Below are 22,354 nucleotides of genomic sequence, written 5' to 3'. Positions count from 1 at the left end.
CCTCATAAGAGGTAACCACACCTTTTGTAAAAGTTGTATATGAATGATTAGCGACGGCTAATAATGTCGTGACCGTTGCGTAAGTATGTGCTACGAGTGTTTTTCAAGCTTGCAATGCGCTCTTCAGCTAGACGATCTGCTGCTACATAAGTTGCTATGCCATCGCGTTTTGAAATTTCGATTACTTTTGCAATTGTGTCATAAATAGACTCAACACGTTTTAATGCACGTTCTCTATTGTATCCATATAACTCGTCTGCTACGTTAATTACACCACCTGCATTAATAACATAGTCTGGTGCGTATACAATACCCATTTCATGAATGATGTCGCCGTGACGATCCTCTTTTAATTGGTTATTTGCAGAACCTGCGATTACTTTTGCTTTAAGTTGTGGAATAGTTTCATCATTAACTGTTGCCCCTAGTGCACATGGTGCATAAATATCACATTCAACACCGTAAATTTCATTTGGTTCAACTGCTGTTGCACCGAATTCTTCTACTGCACGTTGTACAGCTTCTTTATTAATATCTGTAACGATTAATTTTGCTCCTTCAGCGTGTAAATGTTTGCATAGGTGATATGCTACGTTACCAACACCTTGAACAGAAATTACTTTTCCTTCTAGACTATCTGTACCGAACGCTTCTTTTGCAGCTGCTTTCATACCACGGTAAACACCGTATGCAGTTACTGGAGATGGGTTACCAGAAGAACCGAATGAAGGTGAAATACCTGTTACAAAGTCAGTTTCTTCGTGGATAATATCCATATCATCTACTGTTGTACCAACATCTTCAGCTGTAATGTAACGTCCGTTTAGTCCTTGAATGTAGCGTCCTAATGCACGGAACATCGCTTCACTTTTATCTTTACGTGGATCACCGATAATTACTGTTTTTGCACCACCTAAGTTTAAACCAGCTGCTGCATTTTTGTATGTCATCCCTTTTGCAAGACGCAATGCATCTTCAATCGCCGCTTCTTCAGAATCATATGTCCACATTCTTGTTCCACCAAGAGCTGGTCCAAGTGTTGTATCATGGATTGCAATGATTGCTTTTAAACCAGATTCTTTATCTTGACAAAATACTACTTGCTCATAATCATATTTTTCTAAGTATTCGAAGATTTCTAATGTCATTGTCGTTTCCCCCTAATTGTTTTACCCTATTTGGTTTATTTTGAAGCAGTCGCAACTGCCAATGCTAATGAATATACTTTTGTTTCTGCTGAATCAGCACGTGATGTTAAAACAATCGGTGCTTTAGCGCCTGCAATCATCGCCCCTACCTTTGCATTTGCAAAATAGACGAGTGATTTATATAGCACATTTCCAGCTTCAATCGTTGGGACGAGTAAAATGTCTGCCTTACCTGCTACATCACTTACTATGCCTTTATGTTCTGCTGCAATTTGTGATACTGCATTATCTAAAGCAAGTGGTCCATCAACGACACAATTTTTAATTTGTCCGCGGCGATTCATTTGAGTTAACATCGCTGCATCAATTGTCGCTTGCATCGCAGGATTAACAACCTCTACCGCTGCAATTGGCGCTACCTTCGGCAAATCTATTCCTATTGCCCGGGCAACTTCTACAGTATTTTGTATAATAGCAGCTTTTTGTGTTACATCAGGTGCAATGTTCATCGCTGCATCTGTAACAAAAATAAGATGATCGTAATTTGGAACTTCAAACGCTGCAACGTGTGAAAGTACGCTGCCCTTACGAAGTCCCCACTCTTTATTTAATACGGCTTTCAAAATATTTGCAGTTGGGATGTTCCCCTTCATAAGCACATCTGCTTCGCCATTTCTTACAGCTTTAACAGAAAGTTCTGCAGCCTCAGCACTTGACGTTGCTGCAATCACTTCAATATGTTCTGAAGTTTGTAATCCATGCTCTTGTAGCATCCCCATTATTTTCTCTTGATTTCCATATAGACGAAATTGAGCTAGCTGTAGTTGAATTGCCTTCGCTACAGCTTCAATTACTTCATGATCTTCAGCTACTGCTACAGCCACAGTTTTTTTAGGCTGTCCTGCCGCTTGATCAATTAAATGTTCTAACTTCATATTTTGTAATCAACCCTTTCCGTCGTCCCTCGTCTATTCATTAAGCAAATACCGTGCCAACTTTTAAAAGTGGTCTTACCAATAATGAAAACGCATTCAAAATGCTGTAAAATCAATACTTTGGAAAACAACGAAATATTCTGTCTTGTTTTGTCGCTTTTTGTATACCATGCAATAAATTGCATGGTACGCAATTTATTGCATGCTATTTTTTGCACAGTCGTGCTTTTCTAGCTTGTAATATAAGTTTCGAACTGAAATCCCTAACGCTTTTGCAGTTTTCGTTTTGTTCCCATCAAATTTCTCCAAATATTCACGTATAATATTCCCCTCAAATTCTGTCACTAAGTGTTCAAGGGCCTTCTCCTCTAATTCAGGTAATAAATTATTTTGTTTCGTCTCCACTTGTTCCTCTTTATGTAATGGGGGTAAATGATGTACATCAATGTATATCTCGTTATAATTCATAAAAATAATTGCTCGCCCTAGAATATTTTCAAGTTCCCTAACATTTCCTGGCCATTCATATGATTGTAAATACGAAACAGCTGAATCGGTGAGCCCTTCTACATTCCGGCCATAATCTTGGTTAATTTTTTGAATTAACCTTTCTGCAATCGCCGGTATATCTCCTTTGCGCTGACGAAGAGAAGGAATTTGAATCGGAATTTTATTTAAGCGGTAATATAAATCTTCTCGGAACTTTCCTTCTAAAATTGCTTTTTCTAAATTCACATGCGTCGCTGCAATTACTCGAACATTAATAGGTATCGCTTTCGTTCCACCTACTTTCACAATCTCTTTTTCCTGCAGTACTCGAAGGAGCTTTGCTTGCGTATTTGCAGATAACTCTCCAATTTCATCTAAAAAAATACTTCCATTGTTCGCTTCTTCAAAGAACCCTCGTTTCCCGCCTCTTTTCGCTCCCGAGAACGCACCTTCCTCATAACCGAATAATTCACTTTCTAATAACGTCTCGGAAATAGCAGCACAGTTTACTCGGACGAACTTATTGTATTTTCGATTACTACCATTATGAATAGCGTGTGCAAACAACTCTTTCCCTGTCCCTGATTCCCCTCTAAGTAGTACCGTTGCTGGTGTATTCGCTCCAAGTTTTGCTTGTTCAATAGCTGCTGTTGTTTCATCTGACTTCCCGACTATATCATCAAATGAATATTTCGCTTCTAATGTTCGGATGATTTGTCTTGCTCTATTTAATTCATTTGTTAATTTTTGAATTTCTGATACGTCACGAATTACCCCGACGCTCCCTTTCAATATTCCATCTACAATAACTGGTGCTACGTTTACAATTACGTCGCGCTTCTTTTGCCCAATCTTCATATGTATTCCTCGTACCGCTCGGCGTGTCCGAAGTACTTTCATATGCATACTTTCACCTTCTACAATATCAGTTGTAGCTGGCTGCCCGAGAATATCTTCTTCCGTCAAACCCGTTAACTTCGTATATGCAGGGTTTATAACTAACCCTCTTCCTTTCTCATCGACAACCGAAATCGCTTCTTCAGATGAGTTAATGATCGCCTCGAGTAGCGTTTGAATTTCTTTTAAGTCTGTAACTTCTTCCGCTAAATCTACAACTTCTGTAATATCTTTAAAAATCGCAAATGCCCCTTGAACCTCTCCACCTTCTTTTAATATTGGTATACGCGTTGTAATGATCTTCTTGTCATTTTCTAACGTCAGTTCATGGTTCACTTCTATTTGTTTCGTACGTATAATACGGAGCAACTTACTCGTTGGAATAACTTCTAAAATATATTTCCCTACCGCTTCTTCTTTTTTATATCCGATAATACGCTCTGCGCTTTTATTAAACAGACGGACTTTTCCCTCTCGATCAATAACAATCATACCGTCATGTGTAGAATTTAAAATTAATTCTCCTTGTTGCGTTTGTTCCTCTAACTGCCCGATCAAGCCTTCCTTCTCATGCGCTAATCTCGTAACAATTTTCGCAATATCCCCTGGTATAAGAAGAGTATCTTTATGCTTTTTCATTAATAAATCTTTATGTAAATCATCGTCACCTGTCATATCAAACATTACATCAATATGCATAGAAAGAAACGACGTTACGCTCTCTCCAATTGTAACCCCGTATTCCTTAGCCATTTGTAATCCTTTTGCTATCGGATTTATATCAATAATCCCTATAATTTGAAATATATTCGAACTTTGTAACAGATTCAGCAGTGTACTGCCACCTTCACCTGCACCAACAATTAAAACTTTTTGTTTCATATATTACACTTCCTCTCGAAGTATCTCTGCAAAATTTTTCACATTCTTATCTTACTCGTTCAGCAACCTCTTGACAAACCCCCATTCCATATAACATCATTGAAATACACAAAATAATCTGAAAAGGAGCGTTATGTATGCAGCGTTACCTCGCTCTATTATTAGCACTCATCCCCATTTCATTAGCCGTGCTTGGTATTAAACTAATGAGAGATACTGTATTTGGGATTTTGTTCTCCCCAATCCCTATATTGTGGTTACAATTTTTAATCGGCGCTCTTTGCTTTGCACTCGGGTTTTATATCTTCGGCGGCTTCGTCTTACACAGGGATCGTAAGAGAAATAAAGTACAAGCACGCTTCAGAAGATAAAACAAAGTTTTCACATATCATAAATAAAAAATGAGACCATTATATTAGGTCTCATTTTTTTATCGGTAATAAAGTTCTTGCTGTTTCAGGATAATCAGTAATAATCGCCGATATATTCATATCAAAATATTTACGCATAAGCGTTTCTTCATTTATCGTGTAAGGGCGAACCTCCACACCACTTTCCATCGTTAATTCAGCGATAGCATCTTGAAGATAACGATAATTCGGATGTACAGCAGTAGCACCCATCTTTTTTGCATATGCCCACGGGCTATGCAAACCTTCACGATACAAAATAGCTGTTTGAATATCAGGAGCCATCATATGACATCGCTTCATACTGTAGTGATTAAAAGAAGAAAACACAATCCGATCCTCTAGACTAAACTTACGTACAAGTGTTATAACCTCTTCTTCTAAACCTCTGTATGGGATTTTATTATTTTTCAGTTCAATATTGAGTAGCAATTTCGTTTTTGCGAGCCATTCTAACACCTCTTCTAGAAGAGGTATTTTGCAAAAACCTACTTTGTCACCGAATTTATAACTCGCATCCAACTTACATAAATCCTCATATAAATAATTTCGAACCGCACCTTTTCCATTTGTTGTCCGATCCACCGTTTCATCATGAATGACGACAACTTTTCGATCTTTCGTGAATTGAACATCGAGTTCAATTCCATCTGCTCCAAAAGCCTCCGCCGCTTCAAATGAAATCATTGTATTTTCCGGATACGTTCCCGCTGCACCACGATGTGCAAATATAAGAGTCATCCTCACTCCCCCAATCTTATGCTATACTATACGAAAAAGGAGGTACTTCTATGAGACCATTACAAATTTCTCCAGACACTGCAGTCCGCCTATCAAAAGCGTTAGGTGTTCCACTTGAACAACTTATGCATATGCCACAGCATATTTTAATCCAAAAGTTAGTTGAATTAGAAAAACAAAATAAAAACGAAGAATAATATAGTCCTGTTTTGCAGGGCTTTTTATTATCATCTATTATATCATGGATAACTTACCCACTAAAATTATGAATGCATGGAACAACAAAATAAAAAGCCTCTATAGAGAAGCTTTTTTCTACAAATTGCAAATTTTAAGTTCCACCAACATATTGAAGGTCTCCAGATTTATGTAATTCACCTGTTACTCCATCTCCAAAATTATTTAAAGAAAAAGTTTGCTCTTCTAGCGAATCCATAACTCCTGTCGCTTTTCCGATATTACCACCTTGCAGTTTCCAAAAGTAGTTATGATCGTCCACAACTTTACTAAAATCTTTGTTTATCCATCTTTCAGCATTCTCTTTAGACATCGGGATTGCTCTCCATTTTTGCTCAACTTTATCAAATAAAAAAGACACCCGTTAAGGTGTCCTTAATTTAACATCGTCTTTGATTTTGCACGCTGCCCGTTATCTGCGTATTTCAAGAATGATTCTAGTAAACCATCCGTAACCCTTTCAGGCGACTTTTTAACAAATTCTATTAGTCTTTTATATGCGTCACACACTTCCATAGCAACCATGTGTACCTCTTCAGCGGTCATGCCTACCTTTTCCGCTTCTTTTATAATATCGTCCAATTGAAAAGAAGGGTCTATGTCATTCATTGCAATTAACATTTCAAATAATACGTCCCTGTCCAGTTCTTCACTATCCATAGGGTCAGTAGAAAAATTAAATGCGTCCGCTATCCGTTCCTGAATTAATGTAACTATTAGTATATTTTCCATAAGTCAGCCCCCTTGTTATTACCGATTATAGCACAAACAAAAACCGTTAAGCTGTCCTTACTCTAATCCAAATTGCGCCTTATTTTTAGTACCCCATTTCATTTTATTTTGTATGCTACATATAAGGAGTACCAATTATCAAATTCTTTCTTTATGTACGCTGAAAACAACTTAAGTGTTTGTTCTTAACTTTTCAAAGTCTTGACCGAAAGATTCTTCGACATGCAATACAACATAAAATTTTCGATTTAAAATTCGAAATCAGACAAAAAACACCGCCCTCTCGATAGTTTTAGTAACTACCAAAAGAACGGTGTTTATCACCCATATGACCGTGTTATTTATCAGTCAAAGATATTTATTGCTCAACGTTCTCTAACGTTAAATTCGCGTCAGATACTGTTATATCAACATTTAAGAAGCCTTATGTTCAAGTCTTAGCTTATCCGCAACCATTGCAATGAACTCGGAAGATATGGGGCTGTTATGCTCGTTTTATATGGTAAAAACGCATAAACAATACGTTTTCAAATTCAATATTTTGATACATACCCTTGCAGTTTATTGGCATGTATTCATTAATTCGTTTGATTGTGTTCATTATATCATCACTTTAGTTTGTGAAACAAGAAGCAGTTTCCAAAATAAAAACATCAAAACGAAGAATTCGCTTTGATGTTTATGCCCCAATATATTTTATAATCAGTCCTTCAAGATGTTTATGACGTTTATAACGTGCTTGATATGGTTTTCCTGTAGCGATACATTTATTCACTGTTGATAATCGCATATCATATTTTTCTTCCATTATGGTTGCCAATTCTGTTCTTGAAGCGGTTTTAATTATTTCACCATTAGGAAATATGGCAACAGTTGGTTTTGAACAATTATGATCTTTGCCAGTTTTTCCATAAAGATGATTTCGCTCTCCCATGCGTGACAAACTCATTTTCTTTTTATGTTCATCGGACAGTTTTTTACCATACCATGGTGCGTTTTTGCCTTTTAATTTTTCACTTTGTTGTCGTTTAAATTCTTCTGTATGTTTCCTTCCGATATCCAAATTTGCTTTACATTGTCCAACGCTTTTATAATATGAAGTTAATTTTTCTTCGTATGTGTATGCTTCGTTTTCATCATCAAAATATTTCACAACATTTATATTCAATGACTCAATATTATCGCCCACAATATTTTTCCATAGCGCGCTTCTATTTGAAAAATATGTTGCTCGTATGCCAGAACCTTTGCCAACATAAATGATTTCACCGTTTAATTCATGCGTATATACATAGTATTTCTTTCCCATCAATTTCACTCCAATATCGTATTTACCGATATTATATTGAGAAAATTTGGTTTGTAAGGCATGAGCGTACGAAAATTTGACCGTTCAGATTCGTTTGTATCGGACTTTAAATTGAAACATATAGTAATTGTCGTAAATGAGATAAAATGCACCACAAACGAAAATAAACATTACTAATGATATGATTGTTACGAAACGAACGTTCATTCTATGAAAATATGATATAATGGAATAAAGCGGAAAAGGGGTGTTTGCGATTCTAATTAAATTTTTTGAACCACAATACGTTCAAATGTTCTTAGATGGGAATTTGTATTTCAAAAATACAGGTTATTTTATCGACTTAGAAAAAAAGCATGGTGATAAAGGGATTGGCGATAAATATGAAGGTTCTCACTTTCGACATTTTGACCCGACAAAAGGGGAAATTAGTATTGGGCTCCCAGGTGGGCAAATGCACAAAATAAATGTTACTAGAGGTTATTTTACTCAAACATATGAAGCAGTACGTCAATTTCAATTAACTTGTTTTACAGGTATTTTTGGAGAAGAGATAGAACATATTGATGATAATACACAAAAAATAAAAAATGAAGTAATAGAATATTTGAAAGAAGAGTTTCCTAACAGAATACCGATATTAATAACAAATGAAGATGAGTTTTTTGATAGATTACACAATGCTTTGAAAGAAAAAATATTCATGCTAGTCATGGTTCTGTTAAATATTTTGATGAACATGCGGAAACCCCATTCAAAAGAGAAGAATATGAAAAAAATATGATTCAAGCATTCTTTTACAAAAGAAATTTCTTCAAGGCACAAAAAGAATATCGCATTATAACTTCACATCCTGTAGAAGGCGATTCATTGACAGTAAATCTTGGTGACATCAGTGATATTGTTTTAAATTTGGAAAGCGCAGATACTTTAAAAAACTTTAAAATGAGAAAAGTTGAAGAAGGTTTTTTACTTACTATAGGTGATGAATGATATGAAAAAGGAACCACCTGTTATAATGTGACAGGTGGCAACATTTTCATTGGGATCAATTTTGTTTTATTGACCGCCAACTCATTGAGTCAACGGTCATGTATTTTAAATTAGGCGTTTATAGTGATGTTAAATTCAATCATGTTCATAAGTACATCAATTGAATTTAAACCTTCATTACCAAGGAAGTTAATAGATTCCAAAGGTTCATCGTCTAAATATAACTTCCCATCTACGAAATCAACGGAAAATTGGTCTTGATATTCTCCGTATGTACTATAAATTTGGACGGTTCCTTCAACAAATTCCAATGCGTGTACAAAATCCCAATTTTCATCGTGTGCCCATTCATTTACTAGTTCAATTAATTCCAACCATTTTTTCGCTTTTTCTACATCTGTAATAATTCCACTTTCGATTTCATCAAGCAATTGTGATTTGTGTGCAACTTCTTCTTGTTTAAGATATGGTAATTCTTCAAATGTCTCATAAGGCTCTTTTTCCAATACCGTTAAAATATCTTCCATTGTTTTCATTTCTTTTGCTACTGTTTTCATAATATATATTCCTCCAAGTGTGATATTTTTTAATTTATTGTTACGACGTTTTTTTGATGTCGTTGTTTATACGACTATTATATTGATGTCGTACGATATGTAAGGCAGCCATATAAACTTTTTTATTTTTATTTTTTCTTTCATATAATGTATCGTTTAGGTGTTCATTTTTTATTACACGCTTATTATATTGAGAAGTTTTGAAATGGAAAGCAAAGATCGAAACTTTTTTAAAATTATTTCTCCGAGTCGACTTTCTTCATATATATACAACAAAAAAACCAATACATATTGTATTGGTCTCGATTCATTTATTCAATTTATATTATTAAACCACTTTAAACCCATCAGTAGTAGGAGTTATTGTTGCATGGCGAATTTCTTTCATGCCTTCCCACATCCATTTTTGTGTTTCAGCACTCTCTTTGTAAGAGAAATACTGTTCCTCGTTGGTGATTTTGTGCATTTCATCAAAATATTTAATAAGTTCGTCAATCATCATATCAACGATTTCTGGTAATAACACAATTCTTTCATCATGTAACTCGATGAAATTTATAACATAATCCATTGTTTTTGCAGAAGCAATACTATCCATTGGTTCAGGCGGTATAATAGTTACCAATTGTTCCACCGAATTTAAAGCCATATCTTGTTTACTTTTTTTACTACATTGGAAAATGTGTTTTTTCTCTTTTTTTGCATATGCTCTAGCAACATTAAAAATGTGAACATACGCTTGTCCATATTCTTGTGCTTGCTCAAAACTAGCAAATGTTTCAATCGCTTCCTTAGTTGTCATTGCTTTACTGTGTTGATTTGTTATTGTTGTCATGTTAATTCCTCCACTTGTTTATAAAGTTTCATTAGAAATTGGAGGTCATTATGTAATTTGTCGAATATTGTCATATTCGATGTCTTTCTATAGTATCAACAAATGTTAACCATGTAAAGAACAATTTTTCTGAATATTAATATTCAATACATTTTATGGAAATATTGGGTGTCCTCTAAAACGGTCCCAACCTGTGTTTCAAGTTCACAAGTTGAAGGATGTCACGTTTCGTTACGACCCTCGATGAAATATCAAAGGTTCGAAAGATTGTTTCCACCCTTGAAATAATAAAAGGGAGCTCATAATGTGAGCCCCCTTTAACGGTGGTCACAATGTGACTACCCTTGAAACACAAAAGGGTCTGAACATTAATCACACCCTTCACTCCATATTCTTTAACCATTCTTCACGTTGAATCCGTCTTTCTTCTCGTTCTCGTTCAATCCATATCGTTTCATCATCTTTAGCAAATAAATTATTGTACACTTGATACATAAACAACATCATCAATAATATTACTGACAGAAATAACAAGATCGTCTTTGTTCGTTCCGATATTCGTATTTTCTTATTCCGTTTCATCGCCTGTTGAATGTCCTGTGTATTCTTGATTGTTTATTTGGGCAATGCTCTTTCTTAATTCCACTGAATCTTCAAAAGCGTAACATTGGTATTTTCTATTCTTCCTATTACGTGTCGTATATTCCAAATCATGTCCCGCTTTTATTAAATCCATAGCGAGCGTTTTTTTGTAAATTAATTTAATTCCCATATTATAATCCTCCTATTGGCAATTGGTTGTTTATAAATGTCAAACGTTTATCTCGACAAATTTTGATAAATTGAAATATCCGATACGAACAATGTTTGTATCAGATATCTGCAGGTTAACCGAGCGCTCTAAATTATCTGAAGCATACATTGTACGTATATGTTCAATCATTCCTATAACCGTATTGCTTGCGTTTCCTGATGAGTTCTTCCTTCTTATTCACAATGTCATCACGTAAAAATAGATTAACGCCTATCGTCCGTTTAATGGGTTCCAGTTGACCCTTATTCAACAGTGCATTCATACGTGAACGACTGATGCCCAGTATCTCAATCGCTTCTGAAGTCACCAAAATTTCGTTTTTCGCAAACTCTCGTTTATCAAACTTTTGTAATATGTATACGTCGTTCATAGCAATCTCTCCTTATATAAATAGATGAACCTCCGAAAAATCGGAGGTCATTAGATATTGCCTTGGGATTTAACACCTCTCAAGATATCTTCTATCCGTTCCGCAGCCACCATATCGAACAACTTTATTCCATGCAATAGGTCGCAACATCTTGTTTCCACGAATATCTCCGCTAGTAACTCTGTATCATTTAGCAATCCCCATTCAATGTATTGCTCTAGCGTTTTAATCCCCATTTCGGAGTCCTTGTGTACATAAAACAGTGTCGTAAGTGCTCCTATACATGATGATACGCTCTGTCTTTTCATTCGTTCCATCTCCTAACTACCATATATTGGTAAAATGTTAATTTCATTATATGACTCTTCTAAACCTACTGACAAGAGGAAATAATCCTGTATACAAAATGATTGCATAACAAAAAAACGAACCAATAATATGGTTCGCCTTCTTTTAAATTTTATATTCCGCCCAATCTTTTAATAGTTCACGCATTCTTTCAGATGGTATGTAACAATTCATCGGTTCACCTTTACGAACGCACCCACGGAATATAAACTGAATTAAATCACTTACCGCTAATAAATCTTCATCTACATGAACACCTCTTGTTGTGAAGAATTGCTTGTCATTTGGGTTCATGAAACGGTTATACATATATACCATTGATTCACATTCAGCATAATTATTTGTTGCTCTAGCATTGAATGACACGAAATTATCTTTAGAACGGTCATCTTTTTTGTTGTATTTACATTTTGGATTTTTTAATACTGGAGCGTACTTCTTTATGGTTGTCCAAAAGACCTTGTTATTATCGGTTGAACAAATGTTGCGTAAATAGTTGTTTGCATTATTTTTAAGTTGTTTCAAATCATTTTCCGAAGCATTCTTAAACCAAGTAGATGATAATTGATTACGCTTTTGTTTGCTTGTTAATTTTTCTCGAGAATCATAATTGGTGTTCATTTTACTGATGGATTTACCATTTTGATAATCTTCATATACATTTAATAAATCATACATTTCTTTCCTTGGTTCTTTCATTTTGTCGTATGGAACAATTGAATATCTATTTTCAATTTTACTCACACTGAACTTTTCATATTTAACATTGTGCATGTCATAATAATTTCGCTGATCTTGTCCATCGAATAGATATGTCAAAATGTATACTTCATCGAACGATTCAAACGCTTTTATATTCATTGTCCAATAGAATGCTTTCTCTTGCAGAATGAACAAGTTTTCATTTTCCGCAATGATTTTAATATCACGGAATCTATCATCTTTATCTTGTCCATATTCATCATCTAACCAAGTGACTTTTCCTAACGCATCTACTTCAATAACATTCCATTTCAGTAAATATTCAATGTCTTTATGACTGATGTTGATTGCTTCAAGAACATTTGCTACTTCATCCATAATTAACGTATAACCTTCTTGCTCAATTTCTTCTAAAGTTTCCATATCTAAACGTTTAAACAGTTCATGAGTAGTAACAATAGATTTCCCCAGTTCCACGAGCATTTTGAAATGTTCGATTTTAGAACCTTTACCCTGTTGTGCATTCGGTTGAAAGAAATCCGCTTTAGTCGAATTGCTAACACGTTCAACTTCATTAAGAAATGGTGTTACGTAAATGTATTTTTTATCCGATGTTTCACCGAATCCATTAATTTTCTCCGAGTCATTTATCATTTGAATTGCCCATGATGTTTTACCAGCACCACAGATGGCATCTATTACTTTAATTTTTGTTTCACCATTATTCATTGTCTCTGATTCCTCCCAAAAAGTTGATAATAGTATTATATTGACTATTTCAAATTTGTAAGGATGGATCGGGCAGAAACTTTAAATAATCTACGTTAGCACAAAATGGTGGCAAAAGTGTGAGAACGTTGACCAGAGAGCCATTAATACCAACGGTTTGCTGAATTTTCCTTAATAGTAAATATAGTATATTTGTGAGAACGAAAAACAAAAAGAAACACCGCTAATTCACGGAGTGAAACGCAGTGAATTAACGACACAGCTTGCCTGTGGAGTTGAAGCATTAGTAACTATATAAATACTATATACATTGTATATTTCTTCAGTATCTAACATCTATATCAATCCTATATCGCAACTATATAAATCATATTTGTTACGAAAAACCCTTTCAATTGTAAAAGCTTACGCTTTTCCAATTACCTTTCGTGCTACGCACTTAGGTAGCGGTGTTGTTTTTGTTGTTCTTTGAGTCTATATAATGAAGAGAAAATAATTTCAACAAAATGGACAAGCCAACTTTACATCGTGGAGTTAGTCAATATAATAGTATTACCTTTCGAATGACATCAAAAAAATTTTAAAAAGATTTTGAAATGACTTTAGAAGATGTCACGCCACGTATATATATAGTAGGACAACTTTTAGGAGGTTTAAAAATGAAAAAAGAAAATAAAAAAAACCAACAACAATTCATTTATTGCCTGAAGATAAAGAATTGGCAAATGTAAAAGCGGAAAGTTTGGGATATTCATTCAGTGTTTATGTTCAACACCTAATCCGTAAAGACAAATATAATGATAAATAAATTGAATATTAATATTCAAAAAGGAGAAATGATTTACAATGAAAAAATTTAAGTTTTATAAATTTTCAGGTTGGTTGTGGTCAGTGTTTGCTCTCGTAGATATTGCGAACATGTTCGTTACAAAAATTGGAGTTCTTTTTCAGAAGTGCTTATGGATTTTGCATTTGCAAGTTTATGTTTTTACATTAATTCACTGGAAAAAATCAATGAATCACTTGAGCAAACCATTCAGCGTAAAAACAAAATCGGATTTTAAATCAAATACACATGGAGGAAATGAATCATGAAAAAATTAGAAAAATTATTGATTGATATTATCAAAAGTGAAATCGTAAAAAATGGTGATTATGAATTGACACCTTATAAATTAAATGTTGATTATCAATTGGAAATCAAATTACACGATGAATCCAATACATATTTGGTATTCGAATTTGATGAAAATAAATTGCTTCATGCAAGTCAAAGCACTGAAGATATTGTTAAATTCATTGACAAAGAACTTAACGAACCCAAACCAATTTTAACGATGGAATCAATTATGTCTTTTGAAGATGGGAAAGTACTGATTGACGGAATACCTGTTGAAGAACACACAGTATGTAAACCAAAACAATTTAGTTCTAACATCATGATTTTATAATGAGTCACCGAAAATCGGTGGCTCTTTTTATTTTATGTAAAGGAGTAACTACTATGAATGAACAATGGAAACAGTTTGGTCAAAGTGCTAAACGTAAATATTATATATCATCACAAGGCAATGTTAAATCAATAAACACTGTTACTGGTGTTGAGCACCATAGAAAACTATCTCTTGATAAAGATGGTTATCATTATGTACTCATCAAAAAGAAAGCATATCGTGTTAATAGGTTGGTTGCACAAGCATATATACCAAACGTGTATAACAAACCATTTGTTAATCATCTTAATTTAAACAGAACTAACAATGATGTAAGCAATCTTGAATGGGTAACACACCGAGAAAATATACAACATTCATATAAATATAGGAAATTAAAACAACTACATAATTAGTTGTTATATAGATACCCCCGTTATGTTTTAGAAAGAAAAACTAAGAAGAGCAGAGGACCAGTTGTACCCTCGTTCACACGAGGACTCACGCTACCGAGAAATGTTTTCTTGAAATTAATGTAAAAGGAGAAGATCATAATGCAAGACCCACGAACAACCGCACGTAACGAAAGAACACCATTAAAATTAGCAGCAATGATGGATGAAACTATGGATTTCAATGAAACATTTGAACCTGTTGAAGTTGAACCACCGTCACATTTACGGGAACATGCAAAACAATATTACAAGATAATCGTAGAAGAATTACAGAAACTTGGTACATCAAACACATTCGATGAAGGACATTTAACCAACTTAGCATTTGCATTAGGAACCATTAAAGAATGTCAGATGGAAATTGATGAATATGGAACTTTTGTCGATGGGTTACATGGTAGAAAAGAAAATTCAGCGTATAAATTATGGGCAACCGCAACACAAAAATCTATCGAATTAATGAAAGAATTGAATCTTTCAGCATCAACAAGACGTATGCTCCAGGAATCAACGAATAATGAAGAGTTGGATTTATCATGAAACAACTTGAACAATACTTCACTGAAGAATTTCTAAAAACATATGACCATTACGAATTGCACATTGATAAATTCCGTAAAGTTATTAATCACCCAAAAGTCATTGAACCATTGGACTATTTGTTGAATGTTGAACCCCAAGTGGGAGTTTCATATGAAACGTATTTATACGTTAAAGCGGTATATTGTAAATTGAAAAAGAACACAAAAGCTCTCGGTGATATTCAAGAATATTGGGATGTATTTGTACGAGAATAAACATAAAAAACCTTTCGTTTTTTTGCGTTTTGCTCTTTATTCATCACCAAGGACTGTATATATATTATGAGGGTCGCTGAGCACGACTTTTAAATTAATGCTTTTGACATAAGCATTCTCCTTAGGTTTTATTTTTTGTCCCGTCTTTGTAAAAGGCGGGATATTTTTTATGAAAGATGGTGACTACATGGCAGTTTTAGATAAGTCGTTAATTAAAATAGTTGGCGAAAAAGAATATTATAGGATTCTTGCAATATTGGAATTAGAAGAAATACAAGAAAGAGAAAAAGAATTAAAGCAAGTACAAGCATTAGACATGATTAATGAAATGTTAGCAAAAGATGACCAACCACCGTTTACATTGTCATGGATTAAAGGTTGGTGGAACAAGTTTGATTGATTTCCGTTGTAGCAATTATCACCGTTTATTATATACCCTTGCAGTGTCCTTTCTTGCGGTGATAACTGGTGCAACGGAAATTGCATCATATTTACAGTAACCGTTATTTCCATTTCTGTTACTGTTTTTCGGAATTTGTAAATGTAACTTCTTCACATTTACATGTACCAACTCTTATATGTTTTTAGTGTCAACAACTCCATTTGTTGGCATTAAAAAGCATTTAAATATTTAACGTAGGCGTAACCGAGTGTTACGTCTATTTGTATTTTATACGAAAGGATTTGAAACGATGGGACTCTTAAACCTATTTGAAAAACGTAGTACTGAAGAAAAACCAACCATTGGTGGCGTTGAAATCACACCGAACAGTTCATTTGGTGGAATGGTCGTTAATGAAAAAACAGTAACACAAATTCCAACCGCTGAAGCGTGTTTAAATTTAACCGTAAAAACTGTTTCAGGTCTACCGATTAATTTACATAAGGAAAATGCGGACGGATCAATTGAAAAAGTTCAAAGCGATAAACGTGTATTTCTGTTAAATGATGAAAATGAAACGTTTATGAAGGGTTTGGTTAAGGATTATTTGTTATATGGACAGGCATTCTTATACAAACGTTATGACGTAAAAACAGTTCTTGGTGAACCGATGAAATCTCTAAAAGAATTGAATTATTTATCAGCAAAAGATGTAGCAGTTGTAAACAAATATCATGACGGTATCAAATATACACATGCGGAATACCAATTGACAACTTTTACAGGTCAACATGTTGGGACAAACGAACGCAAAATATTTCATCCTGATGAACTATTACGTGTAATAAATATTCCAGCTGACGATTTTGAAGGTGAAGGTCTTCTGAAACATGGAGATAAATTGTTCAAGCAAGCACTCGCTGAAATCGAATATACAAATGGCATTTATGACCGTGGAGCGTTACCACTTGGTATTTTAAAAACAACCGCTCGTTTATCTCAAACCGCAATTGAACGTTTACGTGAAGCGTGGGCAAAACTTTACGGTGGCGTTAAAAACTCAGCGAAAACAGTCATCCTCGAAGAAGGTATGTCTTTTGACAAAATTTCAATGAATCCTAATGAAATTCAAATGAATGAAACGATGAGTAGAACGGATTCAAAAATATGTACTCTATTCGGTGTCCCAGAGTCACTGATTAGCACAAAGGCCAATAAATACAACACTGTAGGACAAAACAGTTTGCATTTCTTAAAACATACGATTGGTCCTATTTTGGTTGATATTGAAAAGGTGCTCAATAAGGAACTGTTAACGGAAAAAGAAAAATTACAAGGTTATTATTTCCGTTTTGACACAAGTGAATTGTTACGTGCTACCGAGAAGGAACGTACTGAATCAGTTGCTTTAGGGTTAGAAAAAGGATTATTAACAATCAATGAAGCCCGTGCAAAATTAGATTTACCAAAAATTGATGATGATGTATTCATGTGGGGATTAAATCATGTTTTATATAACCCTAAAACAAAAGAAATGAAAGTGCCTAATACAGACGGTGGCACATCAAATCAAGAGAAAGGAAATGATATAAAAAATGAACCAACCAATTGAACAACGCAATTTCAGCCTGTCAGAGGTTAACGAATCATCTGACGGGTTTTTTGTGCGTGGTCTCGTCAATCCAACTGGAAAAGATTCGCACGTTTTATATGACAAAAACGGTAAGCCATTCATTGAATGCGTTGAATCGGGCGTATTTGACGATGCGTTAAAACGTGGTAATGACGTAAAACTCTTACTCGAACACGACAAGAACATGTTATTGGCACGTACAAAAGATGAAACTTTGAAACTTACAGAAACATCAAGAGGTTTGGAAATGGAAGCAAACCTTGTTCCTAGTAACCAATCAGAACATATTCACGCTCTTATCAAGCGAGGGACATTAAACAAAATGTCTTTTGGAATGGCAGTTCTCGATGATGATTGGAAAAAAGAACATGGCGTTACTAAACGTTACATTAAAAAACTTGCGTTATATGAATGTTCCATTGTTTCAGACCCAGCGTATGAAGATAGCACAATCGAAGCACGTTCAAACGATATTCGTCAAGACGTTGAAGTGCCTAATTTAACGGAAAGGAATCAACCAATTATGCAATTTGAAAATATGACTCTAAAACAACTCGAGGAACGCAAGCAAGAATTACTTTTCGAAGCGAACGGAATCGAGCAATCAAAAACAACTGAACAACGTTCATTCACTCCTTCTGAACAATTACGTCAAGAAGCGATTTTAAGCGAAGTTCAAAAAATTAACGACAAGATCAACTCTGTCGAATCAAGAAACCTATCACAAAGAAAAGAGGAAATTATTATGACAAATACATTAAATGCTTTTGAAACTGAAAAACGAGGACTGGAACAATTTTTCCGTCGTGAAGATGGCGAAGAAGTTCGTTCAATCACAACTGGTGCATCTCCTGGTATGTTGACAATCCCATCAACAATTTCAGATTACATTGTAGAAAAATTACAAGAAGTAGCCCCATTATTCGCTCGTACACAAAATTTTTCACCTGTTTCAGGAAAATTAGAAGTGTTACGTGAGAAAACAATCGGTACAGCAGGTTGGTTCGGTGAAGGTCAAAATATTGATTTAAAAGATTTCACAATGGACAAAATCACCCTTGAACAAAAACGTGTTGGTACAGCTATCGAATTATCTCAGCAATTAATCAATGATTCTGGTATTGATGTAGTTGGTTATGCCACAAAATTATTAACACGTCGTTTAGGTTTAACTGTTGATATGGCAATTTTAACTGGCGACAAAACAAAAGGCGAATTTGAAGGTATCTTAAACGATGTAACAGTTCAAGAAATCGTTGCTGGTTCATCTGCTGTTATCACACTGGATGAATTATTGGTATTAAACAACTCAATTCACCCTGATTATGTTAAAGATGCAGTATTCATTGTAAACCGCCAAGTATTTAACGAAATTGCAAAAATGAAAGACGCTATGGGTCACTATCACTTAGTCAAAGATGTTGCTGAAACTGGTGTAACATACAGATTGTTTGGTCAACCTGTTTTAATCAGTGAAGTAATGCCAAACATGGAAACTGGCAAACGTGCAGTAGTATTTGCAAACCTTGGTGAAGGTTATGCTACAATGACGAAAAAAGGACAAACTTTAAAGTACATTGATAATGATACTGCAAATGCTTTACGTGGTACAAACACAATTGTATTAGATGCATATATGGATGGGAAAGTGTTAAATCAAAATGCTATCGCATGCTTAAAAATGAAGTAATTCATTAGGAGTCGAGAAATCGGCTCCTATTTTTTTTTATGAGTAAAATCAGCATTTTATTAGATTTTCAAGATCATGTTTTTTCATGTGGCTTCCTTACAATTCAGAGTAAGTCAATATAATAGTATTATGTTTAATTTAAGTAATTCATAATGGTTTTCCTTCCAAAAACCATGTAAAAATGCTCTTTTCGGTTATATAGCGAAGTCTATGTCAATGTTACTACGACCACTCATCATTTATTTGGTGAGTGGTCATTTTTTTTTGGTTACTGTTCATATATTATTTGGGACTTGCGCTTTAATTCATTGCTTATGATTAAATACCATGTACGTTTAGAAGTGTTATATTTTTTTAATGACATAAATGCTTCCCAATTTAATTGGTATATCGCTTTTGGCGTAACATCATCATTAAGAACTGTAATAATGGCGTATTCGAATAATTGTTCTTGTGGCATATCGGAATCAGGGTCATTTAATCCATGAAACACGCCAGTCATTTGTGTACGTGTCGCTTTTATGGAATATCGCTCATTGGTATCACTGATGGCATCTATATTCTTTTCACCTATTTTCACCGCATGTAAATTAGGCAATGACAATGTAGCATTGTAATGCTCAATTGCAATGGTTTCACCCATATCTCCCACAAAATTATTTGTGCGTATCGCTCCACGCTTTTTAAACATCTTCATTAATTTACTATACTCTTCCAATCCCTCAGCAATGGTCATATTATCATATTCTACTTCAGATGGCATACATATCGCTCCTTCATATGGTTTGTCTAAATTTTTACCACATACAGGAAAAATTGTCATTCAAACGACTGTTCGTTGAATATTAATATTCAATAAAATATGTTTAAATATCGCTAGATATCATCAAATTTGAGGGAATCTCATTCGTGCAGCCATTCATAAAAAAATTGATTCATTGGGTTGTCATATGTTTTTTCTCCACGACGAAATGATATGTGATTGATTATGTTGTTAATTGTCCCACGGATATATGATTTGAGATTACGGATATTATTTTTATTTTTGATTTCATCAATGACCTTAAAGAACATCTTTTTGCTGATTCCGTTTTTACGTGCAAATACATATTCGTCATGAATAATATTATTTTGTTCAACGTCCTTTTTGTTAACAATACTAGTATTTAAATTATTATTATGAGTAGAAGAATAAACTACGGAATGATTAGAAAAACTTCTAGAAGGCGATTCAGCAATATCATGAAATTCCGCATCACCATTGCATTCTTCCGTTTGTTCTCCGTTTGTCACTACCGTTTGACATTTTTCAAGACCTTGCGTTTCGCAACCTCTTTCATTTTGTGGAATCAGCGTAAATACTAGTGAAGCGAATTGTTCTGATACATTACGATTTTGTTCAATCTGAATTAAATCAGCACATTTGTCCTTGATTTTCTTTAGGTTGCGTGAAATTGTAGAAGCGGTAACATCACATTTAACCGCTAATGTTGAATTTTTTTGTGACACCACGAATGAGCCCTTTGCGTACGCTTGTTGGGAAATTGCCTCGATAATAGTAAACAACGTCGATCCATTTTTAACGTTCAGTCGTTCAAGCAAACGTTTCTGAATGTGGTTGATTTCGCTCTTAATACACATACATATTTCTCCTTTGATTCAAAGGAACAATCATGCTAAAATAAGAGCATAATAATCCTTTGGGATTGTTGTATCATGGGTAAACGAGCGGTAGGACGGCCATCCTGTAATCCGTTCGTTTTTTATTTTGTCACCTAACTTTCCATTTCGCTAATGGCGAGTGTTCGTGATATTTCCTCGCTATTTCTTCTCGTGTTAAGTCCATATATGCTTGTTCCGTAACTTGTACTGATGAATGTCCCAAAATTCGTGATAACGTGTAAATGTCACCGCCATTCATCAAATACTCCCTTGCGAAGTTGTTTCTCAACTGATGAGGATGCACAGACACGCCAGCTTTGTCGCTAGCTTGTCTTAATTGTTTCTCAAAGGAATGTATCGTCAACTCAGTTCCTTTCGTTGTGGGGAATAATAACTCGGTTTCCGTGTATCTATCTTTAAATTGCAAATAATGTTTTAATTCACGTGCCAATGTCTGTGAAAAATATACATATCGCTCTTGTCGTGCTTTCGTATGTTTCAGCAAAATCATACGATGTTTGAAATCTATATCATCGACTTTAATTGCTAAAGTTTCTCCTATTCGGCATCCTGTGTCTTGTAGTAGCAAAACAATTATTTTATTCCTATAACCGTGGAATTTTGTATAATCGAATACATCTAACAATTTTTGAAACTCCTGTTTTGTTATCGCCTTTTTTTGTTTACGTTCCGTTTTGATTGTCGATATACCGTCTACAGGATTTTTCCTTATTTCACCTTCTTCATGTAACCAATTGAAAAATACCTTAATATTTCGAATGTAATTGTTAATGGTTACGTTACTCACGCTTTTTTTGTAATCCATTCGGTTCTGTGGATGATTGCTATGAATTGAATCTTCCCGACTTACTACCGTATATTTGCCACGCTCTTGGACATAGGCAATGTATTGACGTATATGTCCCGCTTTTACATGGTTGACTTCTTCAAGGTCTTGTTCATTTTTTAACCATAACAGGAACAATTTTAATGTTTGCTCGTAAGATGAAATTGTTTTCGGTGATAGATTTTTGCTTTGACAATAAATTAAAAAGTCATTTAAATACCATTCCGTTTCCGATACCTTCATGAAATCGCTCCTTTTCACAAATAAAAAATACCCAACGAATAAAAATCATTCATTGGGTATGTATCAAAATATTTATTGGATTGA

The 22,354-nt window shown here is 34.4% G+C and carries 27 protein-coding genes and 1 pseudogene; 12 read left to right on the top strand and 16 right to left on the bottom strand.

Features of this window, described 5'->3' with window-relative positions; translation table 11 throughout:
- Positions 1-47: 47 nt before the first annotated feature.
- The 3 genes from CDB3_RS03325 to CDB3_RS03310 all read right to left on the bottom strand — a co-directional run bounded on the left by CDB3_RS03325 (position 48) and on the right by CDB3_RS03310 (position 4,351).
- On the bottom strand, positions 48-1,148 hold the full coding sequence (locus CDB3_RS03325; protein ID WP_097830742.1) for a leucine dehydrogenase: 1,101 nt from the start codon (positions 1,146-1,148) through the stop codon (positions 48-50).
- 35 nt (positions 1,149-1,183) lie between these two features.
- Positions 1,184-2,083 (bottom strand): phosphate butyryltransferase, encoded by a 900-nt coding sequence (yqiS, locus tag CDB3_RS03320; protein WP_097830741.1) that lies wholly within the window; start codon positions 2,081-2,083, stop codon positions 1,184-1,186.
- 195 nt (positions 2,084-2,278) lie between these two features.
- Positions 2,279-4,351: a sigma-54 interaction domain-containing protein gene (locus CDB3_RS03310; RefSeq protein ID WP_128853462.1), complete on the bottom strand. Its 2,073-nt coding sequence runs from the start codon at positions 4,349-4,351 to the stop codon at positions 2,279-2,281.
- Positions 4,352-4,488: 137 nt separating this feature from the next.
- Here CDB3_RS03310 and CDB3_RS03305 point away from each other — a divergent pair, with 137 nt between their 5' ends.
- Positions 4,489-4,722, top strand: coding sequence for a DUF2627 domain-containing protein (locus CDB3_RS03305; RefSeq protein WP_001190193.1), 234 nt, complete (start codon positions 4,489-4,491; stop codon positions 4,720-4,722).
- 51 nt (positions 4,723-4,773) lie between these two features.
- Here the strand turns inward: CDB3_RS03305 and CDB3_RS03300 are convergent, their stop codons facing one another.
- Positions 4,774-5,502, bottom strand: a complete 729-nt coding sequence (locus CDB3_RS03300; protein ID WP_097830738.1) for a glycerophosphodiester phosphodiesterase — start codon at positions 5,500-5,502, stop codon at positions 4,774-4,776.
- A 50-nt stretch (positions 5,503-5,552) separates the two neighbouring features.
- Between CDB3_RS03300 and CDB3_RS03295 the strand changes: the two genes are divergently transcribed.
- Entirely contained in the window at positions 5,553-5,699 is a 147-nt protein-coding gene (locus CDB3_RS03295; protein WP_097830737.1) for a YycC family protein, read from the top strand.
- A 134-nt stretch (positions 5,700-5,833) separates the two neighbouring features.
- On the opposite strand, the pseudogene CDB3_RS03290 reads toward CDB3_RS03295, so the two are convergent.
- The 3 genes and pseudogenes from CDB3_RS03290 to CDB3_RS03275 all read right to left on the bottom strand — a co-directional run.
- Positions 5,834-6,076, bottom strand: a pseudogene (locus CDB3_RS03290) (DUF6241 domain-containing protein); the annotation flags it as partial.
- 38 nt (positions 6,077-6,114) lie between these two features.
- Entirely contained in the window at positions 6,115-6,471 is a 357-nt protein-coding gene (locus CDB3_RS03285) for a hypothetical protein (RefSeq protein ID WP_128853461.1), read from the bottom strand.
- A gap of 679 nt (positions 6,472-7,150) precedes the next feature.
- Positions 7,151-7,780: an NUMOD3 domain-containing DNA-binding protein gene (locus tag CDB3_RS03275; RefSeq protein WP_128853460.1), complete on the bottom strand. Its 630-nt coding sequence runs from the start codon at positions 7,778-7,780 to the stop codon at positions 7,151-7,153.
- A 247-nt stretch (positions 7,781-8,027) separates the two neighbouring features.
- Between CDB3_RS03275 and CDB3_RS03270 the strand changes: the two genes are divergently transcribed.
- Entirely contained in the window at positions 8,028-8,564 is a 537-nt protein-coding gene (locus tag CDB3_RS03270; protein ID WP_142263473.1) for a hypothetical protein, read from the top strand.
- Positions 8,561-8,773 (top strand): hypothetical protein, encoded by a 213-nt coding sequence (locus tag CDB3_RS03265; RefSeq protein ID WP_128853458.1) that lies wholly within the window; start codon positions 8,561-8,563, stop codon positions 8,771-8,773. The genes CDB3_RS03270 and CDB3_RS03265 overlap by 4 nt, the downstream gene beginning before the upstream one ends.
- Before the next feature lie 110 nt (positions 8,774-8,883).
- Here the strand turns inward: CDB3_RS03265 and CDB3_RS03260 are convergent, their stop codons facing one another.
- The 6 genes from CDB3_RS03260 to CDB3_RS03230 form a co-directional block, all read right to left on the bottom strand.
- Positions 8,884-9,330: a hypothetical protein gene (locus tag CDB3_RS03260; protein ID WP_128853457.1), complete on the bottom strand. Its 447-nt coding sequence runs from the start codon at positions 9,328-9,330 to the stop codon at positions 8,884-8,886.
- A gap of 328 nt (positions 9,331-9,658) precedes the next feature.
- Positions 9,659-10,165: a hypothetical protein gene (locus tag CDB3_RS03255; RefSeq protein ID WP_128853456.1), complete on the bottom strand. Its 507-nt coding sequence runs from the start codon at positions 10,163-10,165 to the stop codon at positions 9,659-9,661.
- A 568-nt stretch (positions 10,166-10,733) separates the two neighbouring features.
- Positions 10,734-10,937, bottom strand: coding sequence for a hypothetical protein (locus tag CDB3_RS03245; RefSeq protein ID WP_128853454.1), 204 nt, complete (start codon positions 10,935-10,937; stop codon positions 10,734-10,736).
- A gap of 163 nt (positions 10,938-11,100) precedes the next feature.
- Positions 11,101-11,349, bottom strand: a complete 249-nt coding sequence (locus tag CDB3_RS03240) for a MerR family transcriptional regulator (RefSeq protein ID WP_128853453.1) — start codon at positions 11,347-11,349, stop codon at positions 11,101-11,103.
- A 50-nt stretch (positions 11,350-11,399) separates the two neighbouring features.
- A complete protein-coding gene (locus tag CDB3_RS32920; RefSeq protein ID WP_128853452.1) occupies positions 11,400-11,657 on the bottom strand; it encodes a hypothetical protein in 258 nt (85 codons plus the stop codon).
- Between the two features lie 145 nt (positions 11,658-11,802).
- Entirely contained in the window at positions 11,803-13,128 is a 1,326-nt protein-coding gene (locus tag CDB3_RS03230; RefSeq protein WP_128853451.1) for a hypothetical protein, read from the bottom strand.
- 846 nt (positions 13,129-13,974) lie between these two features.
- On the opposite strand from CDB3_RS03230, the gene CDB3_RS03225 reads away from it, so the two are divergent.
- The 8 genes from CDB3_RS03225 (at position 13,975) to CDB3_RS03190 (ending at position 19,518) form a co-directional block, all read left to right on the top strand.
- Complete coding sequence (locus CDB3_RS03225; RefSeq protein WP_128853450.1) at positions 13,975-14,223, top strand: hypothetical protein; 249 nt, start codon at positions 13,975-13,977, stop codon at positions 14,221-14,223.
- A complete protein-coding gene (locus tag CDB3_RS03220; RefSeq protein WP_128853449.1) occupies positions 14,220-14,579 on the top strand; it encodes a hypothetical protein in 360 nt (119 codons plus the stop codon). The genes CDB3_RS03225 and CDB3_RS03220 overlap by 4 nt, the downstream gene beginning before the upstream one ends.
- Before the next feature lie 53 nt (positions 14,580-14,632).
- The gene (locus CDB3_RS03215) at positions 14,633-14,977 is read left to right on the top strand and encodes an HNH endonuclease (protein ID WP_179139660.1); all 345 of its coding nucleotides are present in this window, start codon (positions 14,633-14,635) and stop codon (positions 14,975-14,977) included.
- 138 nt (positions 14,978-15,115) lie between these two features.
- A complete protein-coding gene (locus tag CDB3_RS03210) occupies positions 15,116-15,556 on the top strand; it encodes a P27 family phage terminase small subunit (RefSeq protein ID WP_128853447.1) in 441 nt (146 codons plus the stop codon).
- Complete coding sequence (locus CDB3_RS03205) at positions 15,553-15,813, top strand: hypothetical protein (RefSeq protein WP_128853446.1); 261 nt, start codon at positions 15,553-15,555, stop codon at positions 15,811-15,813. Before CDB3_RS03210 ends, CDB3_RS03205 begins: the two co-directional genes overlap by 4 nt.
- A 169-nt stretch (positions 15,814-15,982) precedes the next feature.
- A complete protein-coding gene (locus tag CDB3_RS03200; protein WP_256869581.1) occupies positions 15,983-16,213 on the top strand; it encodes a hypothetical protein in 231 nt (76 codons plus the stop codon).
- A 250-nt stretch (positions 16,214-16,463) separates the two neighbouring features.
- Positions 16,464-17,807 carry a phage portal protein gene (locus tag CDB3_RS03195; RefSeq protein ID WP_128853445.1) on the top strand — a complete coding sequence of 448 codons (1,344 nt, stop codon included), beginning with the start codon at positions 16,464-16,466 and terminating at the stop codon, positions 17,805-17,807.
- Entirely contained in the window at positions 17,791-19,518 is a 1,728-nt protein-coding gene (locus CDB3_RS03190) for a phage major capsid protein (protein ID WP_128853444.1), read from the top strand. Before CDB3_RS03195 ends, CDB3_RS03190 begins: the two co-directional genes overlap by 17 nt.
- 268 nt (positions 19,519-19,786) lie before the next feature.
- On the opposite strand, the gene CDB3_RS03185 is transcribed toward CDB3_RS03190, so the two are convergent.
- From CDB3_RS03185 to CDB3_RS03175, 3 genes are all read right to left on the bottom strand, one after another.
- Positions 19,787-20,281: a DUF6998 domain-containing protein gene (locus CDB3_RS03185; RefSeq protein WP_128853443.1), complete on the bottom strand. Its 495-nt coding sequence runs from the start codon at positions 20,279-20,281 to the stop codon at positions 19,787-19,789.
- 140 nt (positions 20,282-20,421) lie between these two features.
- Positions 20,422-21,159: a hypothetical protein gene (locus CDB3_RS03180; RefSeq protein ID WP_128853442.1), complete on the bottom strand. Its 738-nt coding sequence runs from the start codon at positions 21,157-21,159 to the stop codon at positions 20,422-20,424.
- A gap of 130 nt (positions 21,160-21,289) precedes the next feature.
- Positions 21,290-22,270 carry a tyrosine-type recombinase/integrase gene (locus tag CDB3_RS03175; protein ID WP_128853441.1) on the bottom strand — a complete coding sequence of 327 codons (981 nt, stop codon included), beginning with the start codon at positions 22,268-22,270 and terminating at the stop codon, positions 21,290-21,292.
- Positions 22,271-22,354: the final 84 nt, after the last annotated feature.

The sequence above is a fragment of the Bacillus sp. CDB3 genome (assembly GCF_002081505.1).
GTDB classification, from domain to species: Bacteria; Bacillota; Bacilli; order Bacillales; family Bacillaceae_G; genus Bacillus_A; species Bacillus_A cereus_AT.
Note: the sequence above shows the minus strand (reverse complement) of the source record. Positions and strands in the feature narration are given on the sequence as shown.